Source organism: Oceanobacillus jeddahensis, assembly GCF_000750635.1.
Lineage (GTDB): Bacteria > Bacillota > Bacilli > Bacillales > Amphibacillaceae > Oceanobacillus > Oceanobacillus jeddahense.
Genome location: NZ_CCDM010000001.1, coordinates 1,119,054 through 1,135,009 on the forward strand (window position 1 = coordinate 1,119,054; position 15,956 = coordinate 1,135,009).

At 35.3% G+C, this 15,956-nt stretch carries 15 protein-coding genes; 12 read left to right on the forward strand and 3 right to left on the reverse strand.

The annotated features are described in order from the left end of the window. The first annotated feature begins 12 nt into the window (after window positions 1–12). From BN986_RS04905 to BN986_RS04925, 5 genes are read left to right on the forward strand one after another with little or no spacing between them, the layout of a single operon-like run. Window positions 13–498 (forward strand): PTS sugar transporter subunit IIA, encoded by a 486-nt coding sequence (locus BN986_RS04905; protein ID WP_074435613.1) that lies wholly within the window; start codon window positions 13–15, stop codon window positions 496–498. An 11-nt stretch (window positions 499–509) separates the two neighbouring features. Continuing rightward, window positions 510–1,247 carry an N-acetylmannosamine-6-phosphate 2-epimerase gene (locus BN986_RS04910; protein ID WP_040978537.1) on the forward strand — a complete coding sequence of 246 codons (738 nt, stop codon included), beginning with the start codon at window positions 510–512 and terminating at the stop codon, window positions 1,245–1,247. Window positions 1,248–1,276: 29 nt separating this feature from the next. Next, on the forward strand, window positions 1,277–2,065 hold the full coding sequence (locus BN986_RS04915; RefSeq protein WP_052400641.1) for a sulfite exporter TauE/SafE family protein: 789 nt from the start codon (window positions 1,277–1,279) through the stop codon (window positions 2,063–2,065). A gap of 20 nt (window positions 2,066–2,085) precedes the next feature. Then, on the forward strand, window positions 2,086–3,036 hold the full coding sequence (locus BN986_RS04920; protein ID WP_040978538.1) for a formylglycine-generating enzyme family protein: 951 nt from the start codon (window positions 2,086–2,088) through the stop codon (window positions 3,034–3,036). A 26-nt stretch (window positions 3,037–3,062) separates the two neighbouring features. After that, window positions 3,063–3,785, forward strand: a complete 723-nt coding sequence (locus BN986_RS04925) for a GntR family transcriptional regulator (RefSeq protein WP_040978539.1) — start codon at window positions 3,063–3,065, stop codon at window positions 3,783–3,785. A gap of 116 nt (window positions 3,786–3,901) precedes the next feature. Here the strand turns inward: BN986_RS04925 and yhfZ are convergent, their stop codons facing one another. After that, a complete protein-coding gene (gene yhfZ / locus BN986_RS04930) occupies window positions 3,902–4,816 on the reverse strand; it encodes a GntR family transcriptional regulator YhfZ (RefSeq protein ID WP_040978540.1) in 915 nt (304 codons plus the stop codon). Between the two features lie 281 nt (window positions 4,817–5,097). Between yhfZ and BN986_RS04935 the strand changes: the two genes are divergently transcribed. From BN986_RS04935 to BN986_RS04955, 6 genes are all read left to right on the forward strand, one after another. Continuing rightward, the gene (locus BN986_RS04935) at window positions 5,098–6,519 is read left to right on the forward strand and encodes an FAD-binding oxidoreductase (protein WP_052400642.1); all 1,422 of its coding nucleotides are present in this window, start codon (window positions 5,098–5,100) and stop codon (window positions 6,517–6,519) included. A 209-nt stretch (window positions 6,520–6,728) separates the two neighbouring features. Beyond that, window positions 6,729–8,381, forward strand: a complete 1,653-nt coding sequence (locus tag BN986_RS04940; RefSeq protein WP_052400643.1) for a glycerol-3-phosphate dehydrogenase/oxidase — start codon at window positions 6,729–6,731, stop codon at window positions 8,379–8,381. Window positions 8,382–8,497: 116 nt separating this feature from the next. Further along, the gene (locus BN986_RS04945) at window positions 8,498–9,994 is read left to right on the forward strand and encodes an FGGY family carbohydrate kinase (RefSeq protein ID WP_040978542.1); all 1,497 of its coding nucleotides are present in this window, start codon (window positions 8,498–8,500) and stop codon (window positions 9,992–9,994) included. Between the two features lie 429 nt (window positions 9,995–10,423). Beyond that, window positions 10,424–10,609, forward strand: a complete 186-nt coding sequence (locus BN986_RS27605) for a hypothetical protein (protein ID WP_244444941.1) — start codon at window positions 10,424–10,426, stop codon at window positions 10,607–10,609. After that, the gene (locus BN986_RS04950; protein ID WP_244444942.1) at window positions 10,593–11,039 is read left to right on the forward strand and encodes a hypothetical protein; all 447 of its coding nucleotides are present in this window, start codon (window positions 10,593–10,595) and stop codon (window positions 11,037–11,039) included. The genes BN986_RS27605 and BN986_RS04950 overlap by 17 nt, the downstream gene beginning before the upstream one ends. Window positions 11,040–11,480: 441 nt before the next feature. Then, on the forward strand, window positions 11,481–12,971 hold the full coding sequence (locus BN986_RS04955) for an STM3941 family protein (RefSeq protein ID WP_040978543.1): 1,491 nt from the start codon (window positions 11,481–11,483) through the stop codon (window positions 12,969–12,971). Window positions 12,972–13,056: 85 nt separating this feature from the next. Here BN986_RS04955 and BN986_RS04960 read toward each other — a convergent pair whose 3' ends face one another. Beyond that, a complete protein-coding gene (locus BN986_RS04960; RefSeq protein WP_040978545.1) occupies window positions 13,057–13,536 on the reverse strand; it encodes a GyrI-like domain-containing protein in 480 nt (159 codons plus the stop codon). 110 nt (window positions 13,537–13,646) lie between these two features. Between BN986_RS04960 and BN986_RS04965 the strand changes: the two genes are divergently transcribed. Next, window positions 13,647–14,603 (forward strand): helix-turn-helix transcriptional regulator, encoded by a 957-nt coding sequence (locus BN986_RS04965; RefSeq protein WP_040978546.1) that lies wholly within the window; start codon window positions 13,647–13,649, stop codon window positions 14,601–14,603. 190 nt (window positions 14,604–14,793) lie between these two features. Here BN986_RS04965 and BN986_RS04970 read toward each other — a convergent pair whose 3' ends face one another. Continuing rightward, window positions 14,794–15,750 carry a hypothetical protein gene (locus BN986_RS04970; RefSeq protein ID WP_040978548.1) on the reverse strand — a complete coding sequence of 319 codons (957 nt, stop codon included), beginning with the start codon at window positions 15,748–15,750 and terminating at the stop codon, window positions 14,794–14,796. Window positions 15,751–15,956: the final 206 nt, after the last annotated feature.

Below are 15,956 nucleotides of genomic sequence, written 5' to 3' on the forward strand. Positions count from 1 at the left end.
GAAGGTGTAACTATGTTTGCTAATTTGTTTGAGAAAAAGATTTCGTCTTTTGTAAGTCCTCTTGAGGGCAGGATAAAAAATTTAGACAAAGTAAAAGATGAGACGTTTTCTCAAAAAGTTATGGGAGACGGTTTTGCTATTGAACCGAAGACGTCAGAAATTTATTCTCCTGTTAACGGTACAGTTGAATTTGTTTTAGGAACGAACCATGCAATTGGACTAAAATCGGTTGATGGCGTAGAACTACTTATTCATGTCGGTGTCTATACGATTTCATTAAAAGGAAAGGGCTTCACTCCACACGTAGAAGTGAAGCAAGATGTTAAACAAGGAGATTTGCTATTAACCGTTGATTTTGATGTAATTAAGAACTTTGTTCCATCAACAGACGTTATTGTTATTTTTACAAGTGGAGAAAAATGTGAAATTTTAAAACCGAACGATATGGTCGGAAAAAGTGAAGAGCAGATTATTAAATATACAAAGTTTAATTCTTAGGAGGGGGTAATATGAGGGAACTAACAAATGCCCAACAAAAGATAATAGATACAATCAAAGACGGTTTGATTGTATCCTGTCAAGCAAAAAAGGATGATCCAATATATATGCCAGGAATTATTACGAAAATGGTAGAATCAGCTATTTGGGGAAAAGCTGTTGGTTTTAGAATAGATACTCCTGAAAATATTAAAGAAGTTCGACCTATCACCAATTTACCAATTATAGGGTTATGGAAGATGCATCGTAAGGATAGCCCTGTCTTCATTACTCCTACATTAGAGGCAGTACAGCAAGTTATTGAAGCAGGTGCAGATATTATTGCTGTAGATGCAACTGACCGTATTAAAAGCGATGGTAAAAAAGCTTATGAAATTATTCAAGATATAAAAGTAGCGTATCCAGAAATTTTAATACTGGCTGATGTTCGGAATGAAAAAGAAGCTGAACAAGCTTTGGAAGCAGGAGCACATATGGTTGCACCGACATTGTACCGATTTAATGAAAATCCGAAATCAATTGACAGTCCAGATTTTGAGATGTTAGCGAAAATAGTTAGAGCTAGCCAAGGCAAAGGTATTGTACTTATGGAAGGGAAAATAAATACTCCTGAAGAAGCAATTGAAAGCTTATACCTTGGTGCACATGCTGTAGTGGTAGGAAGTGCAATTACTCGTCCGCATTTAACAACATTACGATTTTCAAGAAAGATGAACAAATATGAAAGCACTATGCCCCTTTTCTATTAAAGGCTATCTTTCGTTCTAGTCAAGGGGAGATGGTTACAATTATAGCAATCTATTTACTTATCAGTTTATTGGCTTCCATATTAGGAGCGATGGCTGGATTAGGCGGGGGAATAATTATTAAACCCCTATTAGATTTTATCGGACAGGATGATTTAGCTACCCTAGGAATATTATCTGCTTCAACTGTCTTAGCAATGTCGTGCGTATCATTAATAAATTTTCGTAATGCTACCATTCAACTTAATCGAAAAAATAGTTTTTTAATTGCAGTCGGTTCTATTTTGGGAGGGTTTATTGGAAAAGGGATATTCAATTATCTAGTTATAAGTAATGACTGGAATGAAGGTGTAGGGATTTTCCAGTCTTGCTTATTAGCGATTATTTTAATTTTTATTTATATTTTTATTAAATGTAAACACCGTATAAGGACATTTCAAGTAAGTAGTAATATGATTATTATAATGGCTGGTATTATACTGGGAATTTTCTCGTCCTTTTTAGGAATTGGCGGAGGTCCTCTAAATGTTGCGGTACTTATTTTATTGTTTTCTATGGATGCCAAAAACGCCGGAGTTAATTCTATATTTATAATCTTTTTCTCACAAATAGCATCGTTGTTCTTAGTTGGCGTTTTAAATGGATTTGATGGTTTGGAGGCTCCTACCCTATTGTTCATGATTTTAGGTGGGGTTTTAGGTGGTTTCATTGGAAGTAATATTGCTCAAAAGCTTACAAATGAAAAAATTCAAGTGATTTTCAATGGCACAATTTTAGTCATTATATTCATAAATATTTACAATGCAGTGATGCAAATTTAGGAATCATATAGGTGATAAACATGGAAAATAATACATGGAGTTGTTGCGCTGCCACAAGAAGGAATCAACAGCCTTTACATTTAAGTAACCGTTTTGATGCGTTTTCTACGAACGAACGAAATATAAAGAATATGATTTTTCTTGAAGGCGGAGAATTTTTAATGGGGACCGAAGACACGGATGCTAACCCGAATGATATGGAAGGACCAATAAGAAAAGAGATTATAAAACCATTTTATATCGACCAATATGCTGTAACCAATCGACAATTTCAAGAATTTGTCAAGGATACCAAATATGAAACGGATGCAGAGAAATATGGTTGGTCATTTGTTTTTTATTCATTTTTATCGGAAGAAGTTGCCAATAATGTTACACAGGCTCCAGCAACAACGCCGTGGTGGAGAGTAGTAGAGGGAGCTTATTGGTTTCAGCCGGAAGGTCCGGGGAGCTCCATGGAAGATCGAATGGATCATCCTGTGATTCATGTTTCTTGGAATGATGCAAAAGCTTATTGTCGATGGGCGGGCAAACGACTTCTTACGGAAGAAGAATGGGAGTTTGCAGCTCGAGGTGGATTGGTTCAGAAGAGATACCCTTGGGGAGATGAATTATATTTGAATGGAGAGCATTGCTGCAATATTTGGCAAGGAAATTTTCCAGAAAATAATACAGAAGAAGATGGTTATTTTAGGACAGCTCCTGTTGACGCATATCAGCCAAATGGATATGGATTATATAATATGGTCGGAAATGTGTGGGAGTGGTGTGAAAATCTATTCCATCGTGGTAATATAGGAAAGGAGAGGAATACATTTAATGTAACACAATCTAGTAGAGCGATGCGTGGCGGCTCCTATTTATGTCATGACTCCTATTGTAATCGTTATCGAGTAGCAGCCAGAACCTCCAACACCATTGATAGTTCAACCGGTAATATCGGTTTTAGATGTGCATTAGATGTTGAATAATAGTTTGTGCTGGGGGATGAATAGAATTGACCCAAAAGCGAAAAAGAGTTGTAAAATATAAATTAATTGAAACAGATATTTTGCAAAAAATTAAAAGTGGAGAATATATGAAAGGGCAGCTGATTGAAACGGAACAAGAGCTGGCAAAACAGTATAATGTTAGTCGTGTTACTGTTCGTCAGGCAACGAATAACTTAGTTGCTAAAGGCTATCTCTCACGAAGCCAAGGTAGTGGTACATACGTTACTAGCCAGAATGTAGTTGGCAGAACAACGGTAGCAAAAAGTTTTACCGAAGAAATGCATGAGTTGGGAAAAAAAGTGACAACTGAAGTGTTAGATTTTAAGATTATTCCAGCTAGTGAAGAAATCAGTTATAAACTCCAAATTGAAAAAGAAATGCCCACCTATTATATTAGACGTCTTAGGAAAGCAGATGATGAACCAATACAGCTTGAGACAAGTTATATGAATGTGAAAGACTATCCGGATTTATCATATGAAAATATTAGCGAGTCTAAATATAAATATATTGAAGAAAATAAAAATCTAACTATAGACTTTTCGCATCACATTGTTGTACCAATTATGCCAACAGAAGAAATTGCTAATTATTTTGAATGTGATCTCTATTCTCCTTTGTTAAAGGTATTAAATACAACTTATTTAACAACTGGAGAAGTTATGGATTTCTCAGAACTTATATTAAATACGGATAAATATCAATACCAATCTTACCGTTCAAAGTGAAGAAGGAAGCATGGAGAAAGGTTCTCTTGTTTCCTTCTTAAGTGTGAAATAGGATCTTGTTGTAGGAACTATATCTAAAATAAAGCCATTATATTCTCAGAAAAGTCTCCTCATCATTACAAGATTGGTCTTAATTCTCCCTGAACTACTTGTCTTTGTGTATCCGTAATAATAGATGGATTAATCTTAGAGCGGATAAGGTTTTCAATAAAATCACTGTCCTCATGAACGACCAGTACAGCTTCAGTATTATGATTTTTATGTAATGACTGGTTTTCTTCAGAGAGAGGTATGATCTTTACGTCTTCCGGTAAGTCTTGGATTGTCCCTATATCCCAAATCGTACAATCAATCTCTCCAGAGACTAGTTTAGCGTATGCTTCCCCGTAAGAAATTTCTACAAACTCTACAGATTTCCCTGAACATGCGTCTAATGTCAGTTGGAAACTATCATGAGAAGAAGGATCTACTCCTACTTTCAAGCCATCTGTAATACCCTCAGCATTTTTATTAGCAAATAATAATACATGTTCACCTACATTAGAGTGTGGTCCCAAATTAAAAAGTAGTTTTAAATCTTCTTTTTCTTTCTCTTCCTCCCAGCTTAATCGGGAAATGATTGTAAAATCACAACGTCCCGTACGAAGAAAGTGTAGGCGGTTTTTAGCTCCACGAAGGAAGGTTACAATTAACGGAATTTCTGATTGATGAAAGGCTCGCACAAGTCCAGTTTCAAGCCCTTGATAAGTTAGGGAATAGGTTACAGGCATTGAGCCGATAACTGTATTTAAATTGACAATAGATAGCAGTTTTTTTTCATCTATTTCTGTTATAAATGTTCCCTTTTTACCAAAACTTTCTAATTTAATTGCTTTTTCATCCACGAGCATTTTTAATGCTGTTTGTATCGTTCCTAACCCTGTATTAAAATCAGAAGCCAATTGTCTAATTGGAGCCAGCCGGCTTCCTTTTTGTTGCAGCATGATCTTTTTTGCTAAATCTACTGCAGTTGAACCATATAAGTGTAGCAAGAAAAACAATCCTTTCTTTAAATACATTCATAATGTAATAATTAATATTTTACATGAAATCACATGATTTTAAAGTATCGATCGTTACAGAACGATTAGAAAAATATATTTATTGCGGGGAAAGACTTTACATCAAGCATTTATTGTAATAATCGAATAAATGAATGTTCGCAGATTTTTCAAAAAGAATCAAATAATAAATAGAATTATTTGAAAAAGGTTGCTTTATTAATTTATGTACAGTATACTGTACATAAATTAGAAGAGAGGGGTAAAAAACAATGAATGTAACCAAAGACATTGACATTTTATTAGAAGAGTTAAGTAATATTATTGATGGAAAGCAAATTATTACGCAATCTGGCAATCATTCAACAGACTCATGGCCACTTACAGCTTTGCAAAAAGTCTTAGGAAGTGAATTTGAAATCCCTGCTTGTGTAGTAAAGCCGAGGAATACGAATGAAGTATCTAAAGTGTTAGCTTATCTTAATGAGAAAAAAATAAAAATTGTTCCTTATGGTGCGGGATCAGGTGTAGCTGGCGGTGCAAAACCTACAAGCGATAGTGTTGTAGTCGATGTTAGTGCGATGAATAACATTTTAAATTTAGATGAAGAAAATTTAACAGTGACAGTTCAGCCTGGAGTGTATCATGGGGAATTGGAAGTGTGGTTAAATGAAAGGGGTTTCATATCTGGTCATTATCCTCAATCTATTCATCGGGCACAGATCGGTGGGTTAGTAGCTACGAGAAGCTCTGGTCAATTTAGTACAAAATATGGAAATATAGAAGATATACTTTTAGGTTTAGAAGCGGTATTGCCTTCTGGAAAAGTGATTAGATTAAAGAATATCATCAGAAGTTCTACTGGACCAGATCTTCGGCAAATATGGTTAGGATCTGAGGGTATCTTCGGAGTAATCACGGAAATAACCATTAAAATTATCCCTAAACCTGCAGAAAGATGGATGCATGCTTATGGTATCCAATCCATGCGTCAAGGATTAAAAATGATTCAACAGTTTATGCGTGATGGTTGGAAGCCGGCAGTGGTCAGACTTCATGATGCCGTGGAGGCTGTACAAAAATATCCTGATTTTGTACAAGAAGGGGAAGCTATTTTACTTCTGCTATCAGAAGGTCCTAAAGGATATGCTGAAGTTGAAGGAGAAGCTTTAGATATACTAATTCAAGATCAGGGCGGACGTCCATTAGGGACTGGGCCAATGGATCATTGGTTAGAGCATAAAAATGATGTTAGTAATATTGAAGGGCCGATTGAACAAGGCGTAATGATGGATACAACAGAAATATCAGCGAATTGGACCAATATTGCGGATATTTATGAAAAAGTAATCGAACGCTTACAGAAGGAAGTACCAGAATTAATTGTGGCTTCCGGACATTCTTCACATAGTTATGTGAATGGAACAAACCTATACTTTATTTTCGGTGCAAAAGCATCAAATGATCCTGAAGAATTAGAACGTATTTATCGTTCTATTTGGAATAGAATCATGGAAACAACATTAGAGAATGGTGGATCTATCGCACATCATCATGGAATTGGGAAATTAAGAGCTCCATGGATGGCACAAGAGTTAGGCAGTTCTTATGAATTATTAAAGGTAATCAAACAGAGCATTGATCCAAATGCGACGATGAATCCAGGAACTATTATTCCCGTAGAGAAGAAATAATGTTCTACTCATGCTATTATGTCTGCTATATTTCTCAAAATCAGTAGAAAAAGAAATCTAGCAGATATAATCTCTATTCAGTAAAGATCTTCTTTACTGAATAGAATTCCATATAAAGTAGGTATTTTATTAAAACAATAATGATAACGCTTACTTTCCGAGGGGTCAAATATTCCTTTTAGAAATCAGATAGTAAGGAGATGTTAATTATGAGTATACATCCATTTAGTAAACAAGGGCGGGAAAATGCGTTAGCGTATATAGGAAATAATAAAGTAGATTTATTAATTATTGGAGGTGGAATTACTGGATGCGGAATTGCTAGAGACGCAGCATTAAGAGGTTTGAAGGTTGCTTTAGTAGAAAAAGAGGATTTTGGGTATGGAACTTCTAGTCGTTCTTCTAAATTAGTACATGGTGGAGTTCGTTATTTAGCAAATGGAGATATACCAATGGTTAGAGAATCAGCTAGAGAGCGAAAAGTATTAAAAACAATTGCGCCTCATTTAGTTCACCGACTACCATTCATTTTTCCTCTCTATAAAGGAGAGGTAATGACAAAGTTTCGTGCTGGTTTCTTCTTGTTTGACAAATTGGCAGGAGTTTCAGAAGAAGAAAAGCATCGTATTCTAACAGAAAAAGAATTAAAGGCTGCTGTACCGGGGATAAGAGATGATGCAAAAGGTGGAGTGATTTTCGCTGAATATATTACAGATGATGCCAGGTTTACAGCGATGAATGCACTATCAGCAGCAGAGAATGGTGCGTATATTGCAAATCACACATCAATGATTCAATTATTAGAGGAAAACAATAAGGTCATTGGTGCAAAGATACGTGATGAATTAAATGAAAAAGAGTATATGGTATCTGCAACGGTAACGATTAATGCAACAGGTCCTTGGGCAACAGAGAACTTAATTAAAACACAGCACACACCACCAAAAGATTTGTTATTGAGCAAGGGAATCCATTTTGTTTTTTCTGCAGATAAAATTCCACTGGAATCAGCAGTTTCTTTAAAAGCTCCATCTGGTAAAGAAGGATTCGCTATTCGGAGATGGAATTATGTGTATATCGGTACGACAGATATACAACATAACAATAAAATTGATGAGCCTTCTGCAGATGAAGCAGCTATCGAAGAACTTTTGCAAATGGTTAAAGATTGCTTTCCTACTATTGATATAAACAGGTCAGATATTTTAGGAACTTGGGCTGGATTAAGGCCACTTATTTTAGAAAAAGAAAAAAATACACGAGAAATTTCCAGACACGATGAAATTTGGAAGATGAAAGAAGGTCTATATACGATTGCAGGAGGTAAATTAACTACTTATCGATGCATGGCGAATAGAGTGATGGAAACTATAGCAAAAGATTTAAATATTAGTGATAAAGAAAATATGAAGACAAGAGAAGTTGTTCTCCCGGGAGGTGATATTGGAGAAGATATTCAAACATTCAAACAAGAAACGACTGCGCAATTAATAGCAAATGGAGTAAGTACAGAAACTGCAGAACGCTTAATATGGTTATATGGATCACGTGTAATGCATTTTATTAATTATGGAGAAGAGAGTACAGTTTGGTTAGAGCCGTTAGCAGAAGGAATTCCTGCTATCAAAGCGGAGGTGCGATTGGCGGTAGAGCAGGAGATGGCTCATACGATTAATGATTTTATGGATCGACGGTCAGCACTCCTAATTTTTAGTCCTAACCATGGGCTTTCAGCGGTTGAAACTGTAGCAAATATTATGGGCGATTTACTCCAATGGACAGAATCCCAGAAAACAAATTATATAAGTAAGTATGTGAAGAGAGCATCAGAACACAATATTCCAAATATAAAAACGCAATAATTTTATTATCAGCATGACATGAGCATCTTCCATTTAGCTTTTACTTTAGAGTAAAAAGAATTGTATTAGTTCCTTAGATAAATACATTTATCTATTAAAAAAGGGAGGAATATGAATTGGCTAATCAATATATACTTTCGATTGATGCAGGAACGACGGGAATTAAGGTAAGCATATTTGATGATAGTGCTCTTGTAATTTCAAATGCTTCTGAGGAATTTACCCAATATACGCCATCATCAGAGAAAGTGGAACATGATGCAAATGAAATTTGGTATAAAACATTAACTCTGATGAAAAAAGCACTTCAACAAGAAGGTTTAAATGCAAGTAATATTGCATCTATTGGAATAACTAATCAGCGTACGACAATTGTTGTTTGGGATAAAAATACAGGTGAACCAATTCATCCTGCCATTGTATGGCAGGATCAAAGAACAGCAGATACAGCAGAATTTTATAAAGAAAAATGGGGAGAAAAGAATTATAAGACAACAGGTCTTGTATTTGGTGCAGTAAATTCTACTCTTTTTATAAAATGGATATTAGATCATGTACCAGGTGCAAAAGAAAAAGCAGCATCACATCAATTATTAGTTGGTACGATTGATACATGGCTAACCTGGAAGCTGACAAAAGGCAGAGTTCATGCAGTCAGTTATTCCAATGCCTCAGCTACAAGTGCATTTGATATAACAAACTTATGCTGGTATGAAGAGTGGTTAAATGAGTTAGGTATTCCAGTTGAATTATTCCCCGAGGTAAGAGACGATATGGGGGATTACGGTGTCACAGACATTTCTCTTTTTGGAGAAGAGATTCCTATCAATGCATTGATTGCTGATCAGCATGCGGCGATGTTTGCTCAAAATTGCCGAGAACCAGGGCATGTGAAATGTACTCATGGAACAGGCTCTTTTTTAGACGTAAATATAGGCGATACGCCTGTTTTTCCTGGAAATAGTATGAACACCATTTTAGGATGGAAAATTGGAGATGAAATCCGATATGCGATGGAAGGCTATGTTTCTGTGACAGGAGCAGCTGTTCAATGGTTAAGAGATGGAGCAAAATTAATTGAAAATGCAGAGCAGACAGAGGAACTTGCTTTATCTGTGGAAGATAATGGCGGCGTGTATTTTGTGCCTGCATTAACAGGGTTATCTGCCCCATATTGGGATAGTCATGCACGAGGAATGATTATTGGAATTCATCGAGGAACACAGCATGGTCATTTAATTCGTGCAACGTTAGAAGGGATTGTTTATTCTATAAAGGATTTTTTAGATACCATTTCTCGAGATGCCAATGTACAAATACAGAGTGTAAAAGTTGATGGCGGAGGATCCAAGAATAATTTTATGATGCAATTCCAAGCGGATATGCTACATTCAGAGGTAGTCCGTCCACTAAATACAGATGCAACAATTCTTGGAGCTGCGTTTATGGCTGGGTTAGCAACCGGTTATTGGAGAAATGTGGATGAATGCTATTCAACGCAGAACATTGATAGAGTATTCCAACCAACCATTGACAAAGAGGAAATTAATAAATACTATGAAAGATGGTCTAAAGCTGTATCTAAGACGCGTGACTGGATGCATGTTGGTTGAGTTAGTTTAATAGATTGTATAAGGAGATTATTACTCTAACTTATTTTAATGAGAGTAGTCCATACAGAGTATGGGCTGCTTTTGTGTCCTTGTAAGAAAATTTATACCTACTAATATTATTAATTTAAGCATATTGAAAGAACAGATGGGTTAGGTAATGGAAGACAATCCATTCTATTGCTTAATCTTTTTTATTTTAATAAATTTTCTGCACGCAAAAATAAGCTACGCCTAGTGAACATATATCGATACGAACTTGTTGATTTATTGACGCTTTTCTGTTTAGAAGGGCGGGTACACGTTGTTTCAGAAGCAGTCTATTTATTATAAAAGAAACATAGCCTATTATGATTTATTATATGATATTATCAAACCAATTAGAATATAGCTTTTACTTCCAAAAGCGACATAAATAAGGAGGGTCTCCAGATGGACGTATGGTATGTGAGCTACGGTTCCAATATTAGCGAAAATCGCTTTTCTTGTTATATCGAAGGCGGTATGCCTGAAGGGTCGGAAAAAGAGGAAAGGGGCTGTAAAAATACCACACCACCGAAGGAAATAAAAACAGTCATGCTTCCTTATCCGCTCTATATTTATGAAGGAGAAAAGTAAATGGGGGCAGGGAGGCGTTGCCTTTATTGACCACATACCAAATAAATACACAAAAACCTATGCAAGGAAATATCTGATCACAGATGAGCAATTTGGAGAAGTCGTAGAGCAGGAAAATAATGTGGATGCCTTAAATATCGATGTGCAGGATATCATGGATCAAGGCTATGTTGATTTAACGGAAGGATGGTACGGCAGAGTTATTTATTTGGGAGAAGAGGATGGAGCACCAATGTTTACATTTACAAATCCGGATGCCATAGGAACACATGAATTTACCATCCCGCCCTCTTCCTATTTATCGATGATTTCCCGTGGGTTAAAAGAAGTCGGCCTGACACAAGAAGAAGTGGTGGAATATTTTTTAACTAAACCTGGAATTGATGGAGAATTTACAAAGGATTCGCTGTTTCAGTATATTTTCCGCTGAAAAAATTGTTTTTAGTAATATAAAGGGGCATTGGAAATAATTTTATCACGGAGAACCGTCTGTAAAACTCCTGCCTCCACATAAAGCGTAAAAATAAATTTATTTAGACGGGAGATCAGGTGAGCTAACTCCCTGAATCACTTAGGGCTAACTCAGTGGGAGAAAAGCAAAAAATCCTACTGAATGAAGTTTCGTTTTATAGTATTTTAATTGAAAGTAGCCTGTACAAAAGTGTAGGCTGCTTTTTTAGGTAACTTTAAGAAAGTAAAAAAAGAGGGATAGGCTTTAATATAAAAACGCAAAGAGAAAAAGCAATTTGTTAAATCAGGATAGTGAGAAAAAATAGGATAATCATGAATATTTTTAAGAATAATTCCCTCTTGTCATTTATCTTGGGTTATACTGGAATTTGAAAAAGTCACAAATGTCTGGAGGATAGGTATGAGCAGTAAAGAAACATTATATTTTTACCCATCCATGTTGAAAAACGTATTTTTAATGTTGATGTGCTTGATTTTTATGGTATTCGGAATAACCGTAGCGGTTGCTGCATTTGATCTTGGGGATTATGGGATGAGTGCTTTAGGTTTAGGTTTGACATTGTTTTTTGGATTTTTTGTTTTTGTTTTATTGAAAATGATTTTTAACCAGAAGCCCTATATCATTTTGACGGAGGAGACGTTAACTATTGGTGCATCCTCTAAGAATGCCGTTCCGATACAATGGGAAGATATCGAGGGATATGATATCCGGCATGTTAGTTTTGATAAGGTAGTAGAAATCAAGTTGAATGATGAGGAAAAATACCGCGCCCGGATGTCCAATATAAGCAGACGTATGAATAAGATGAATGAGGTTATGAATTATAGATTGTTTGGAATTGCTTTATCACAGATTAAACGGAAGGAACGAAATAAATTTGTACATGAATTGGATCGGCTTGCATTTGAAGCGGATGGATCCTTACTGGAGCATTTTGGTTTTACAGATACCGATATAGAAGAGCAATCTCCATTTAACCCGGAACCAGTCCGGATTCAAGAACAAATGCATGTAGATAAAAAGATGGAGAAAATCCAGAGTCAAGTGGATGGCAACTATTTTTTGAAAGCATACGGTATCAGCTTGCTTTTAATGGGCGGCGCATTTCTCATGTTCCATTGGTCTGATCAAGGAAATTATACGAGTCTACTCATTGTTTCGTTTATATTATACCCTTATGCCAAAGTTATCTGGGATGTTTTGTTAGGTTTTCGACTGAGCTATAAAATGGATAAGGATGAGTCAAGTATATCCATGTTTTTTTATAGATTCATGGTCTTTGTACATATTTTTATGTTTCTATTCAGTATTGTTTTGGCGCCATTTGGTATTCTTTACGTCACAGTAAAAGGGATCAGGAGCAGAAGGAAAGAATCAGAATACGAAAAAGAGCAAGCTCCTGGGCAGGACACGGCTGTATCAGTCGGGAATGTTGCTTATAGCGACAACTTTATAGAGTCAAATGATAATGATATAGAGGATGAAAGCAGGAAAGGAACTGCACCATTTTACGTGCGTTTCAGCCTATTTTTGGTACATATTTGCATGATGCTTTTACTAATCTTTCTATTCACTACTATTGAGTTAACCGACTTCATTATACCGCCGGCAATTCTTTTTTATGGGGCAACGTTTTCTGTGTACGTAGCTTTATATCCCGGAAGACGAGGTTATTTTTTAAGTCTCCTTGCATACCTATGGCGAATAGCCATTTGCTTTTATGCCTTGCTTCTCATCACAGGGGCAATCACTGGAGAAACGCTTGATTTGCTTACTTCTCTTATGTTTGCATTTGCATTTTTTTTACTCCCAAGCTATCTTTTTTATAAGTGGGGAGCAGGTGCTTTACGAAGTACGTTGTATCATTTTGGAAATAAGTCAGTTATCTAGTACAAAGTAATATGAAAATAATTAAGGTCAAACAACCTGCTCTCGCAAACAAGGTTGTTTGACCTTAATTAAAAGTTCATTTATTTTACTTTCTAACCACAGGAATCCACATTTCCCCAAATACTTTACCATCTCGCTCTCCCATCTCGACAGATGTATTTGGTCCGCCGACATAGGCAACTTCCTGTGCTTCCGGCAAAGCTTGGCCAAAAGCCATGCCAGTTAGTGCTTCATGCAATGCTTCAGCAGTTTCTTCTTCTCCCTTAATGATCAGATATTCCCCTTTAGGAAATTGAATGACTCTTGTTGCATCAGGTAAGGTCTCTTTTGTCATTACCCCAGCATAATGCATCATCTTGTTATTTACTGCTTCATTCACAATAAAAATATATTCATTATCAGCAACAGATTTTAATGTATCAAGTGTTCCGTCTTCATTGACTTTCTTCCAGAAATCGGCCTTTTCCTTATTGATGCCCATATAATCTGTATAATCACTTTTCAATTCTGTTCCAAAACCTAACACTACAAAGCTGTCTTTTTCTTCTAAAGTATAATTTGCCATATTCAAAACCATCCTTTTTAGAATTTGTATCAAATGGGTTGTTTTTTCATTTGATATGTTTATACTAACCTTAAATCATGTCAAAAAATGATACTGTTTAGGGGGATAACATGAAAAAAGTGGAGCGGATCAATACAATTATGCGCTATATCAATAATCGTTCCCGTTTTACCATTTCAGAAATTATGCTGGAATTTAATGTTTCACGCTCTACAGCTATTAGAGATATTAAAGAAATTGAAGCTATGGGAATGCCCCTTGTTGCCGAAGTTGGAAGAGATGGAGGCTATTTTGTTATGAATAACTCTGTCTTACCAATGGTTCGCTTCACGGATAATGAGATAAAAGCGCTTTTTCTTGCCTTTATGGCCACGAGGAACCAACAGCTTCCTTATTTAAAAAGCCGTCAGTCCCTTTCTGAAAAATTACTTGGTCTTATATCTGAAAATCAGCAGGATGATCTTGTTGTATTAAACCAAATTCTGTTATTCGAAGGAACCAATCCCAACAACCCTGACCTGCTTGATTTGTCCGATTTGCCTCATCCTATGTTGGAACAGCTTATTCAAAACATTCTTTTGGATAGCTATTTATGGATTACCGTACAGGAAGGGGAGGAGAGTAAGTCTTATCCGATTTATCTTCTACATCTTTACCGGGAGAAAAGCTACTGGTTGATGGAAGGTTTCCATTTGGAAGAAGAAAAAACGCAAATTATTCCTGTAGATAAACTTACTAACGTTCGTCCCTATTCTGTTAAACACAGGATGAGTAGGAAAAAGGTTTTGAAAAAGCAACGCAGCCAGAAAAAAGATGTTAATTTTATTCTCGATCTGGGACCAAAGGCGATTGCCCAGTATAAGAAATATCATCCGTTGGCTATTTCTATTTCTTATACTAATCCTTACCAGACAAGTGCTCGTTTAAACACTTTTGTTGATGTTGGGAATGAGGAGGAGGTTCGTGAAATGGTTAATTGGCTGCTTTTTTTGGGGGAGGATGTTGAGGTTAGGGAGGTGCCGGGAGAGGTTTTGGATGAGGCACGAAGAAGGGGAGAAGCGTGGTAATTGTTATTTGTATAGAAGAGGAAAATAGATACTAATATATAAAAGGTTAGTAAGGGCTCAATAGCAGGTAATATTAGTTGAAATTAAAGAATATATGGATCTATACCTGATATTAATAAAAATGATCTTAACAAGACATTGTGAGTCAAAAAGATTTGTTATCATAATATATACAGAAAGTTAGATGTTTTTAATCACTTTCGATTGGTGAAACATGAATTTCAGAACTTGTCTGTATCAGCATATTATCTTCATTAATGTAAAAATGTGTACCTTCTTTTGCGCCTATATAAATCCCTTTTACTGGAGTGTTTCCGTTGATACTGATTTGATCATAACTTTCGTCTGAGAAACCCAAATTGTTTATTAGAGGTACCAGGCTTATAACTATTGAAAACGCAAGACTTACTAAACCAATTGAAACTACACTAGTAATTACCCCTTTTAATTTTAAAGAAAGGCTTTTAAATACCGAATTCGCTTCTTTATAAATGTCTTTCAAAGTCTTTACTCTTGGTTTTCCTATTAACCCGACTGTATATCTGAGAAGGATATACATAATGAAAAAACCAAGAAAAGGAATGGTAAGTATTTCTTGCAATATTTCTATGGAACTATATGTATGATTCAAATTAAATATAGTGATTACAACGACAAGGGTAAACCATATTACAAATGCCAATAAACTAAATTGATAATTTGTGAGAATATGTATGAATAAACCAATAATGATTACAATAATTGAAATATAAATACAAAATATGGCAGTATTTATAAGGTGATTGCCATTAGTAAAAACATAAACAATTCCATAATTTAAAAAAATGAATAAAACGATCATGGGTAATAAACGGGAATCACGGTTTTTCAACATAATAGATATAATAATGAGAACTGCTGCTAAGCCAATACAACCAATTAATAAAAAACTTCCGATAAATAATATATGTCCATATTTAATTGGAAGAGGGTTAATAATAATATCCAAAAATGTAAAATTATCTTCAAAAAAATAATTCATAATAAATAATTGTCCGCAAATATAAGCTGTAGTAGCAGTTAATAATGTTATAAGTGATATGAGGATAGTATTTGGAATCTCTTTATCTATATATTTCACCAGCCTTTGAAACAGCTTCATATTCATTATTACCTAACTCCCCTTTGAAAAGTTTCTTTTATTTATATGAAATGGATTATAGCCCAAATATTAGAAAAGTAATTTGTATTTGTGTGCGGTACTGAAGCTTTAATATTTAATTATTATAAAGATTTTTTTAAAAGTAAATGACAATAAATATTTATCCTATATGATAACATAAATCCAAGTTCATTCTTTTATGTGATTTTGAA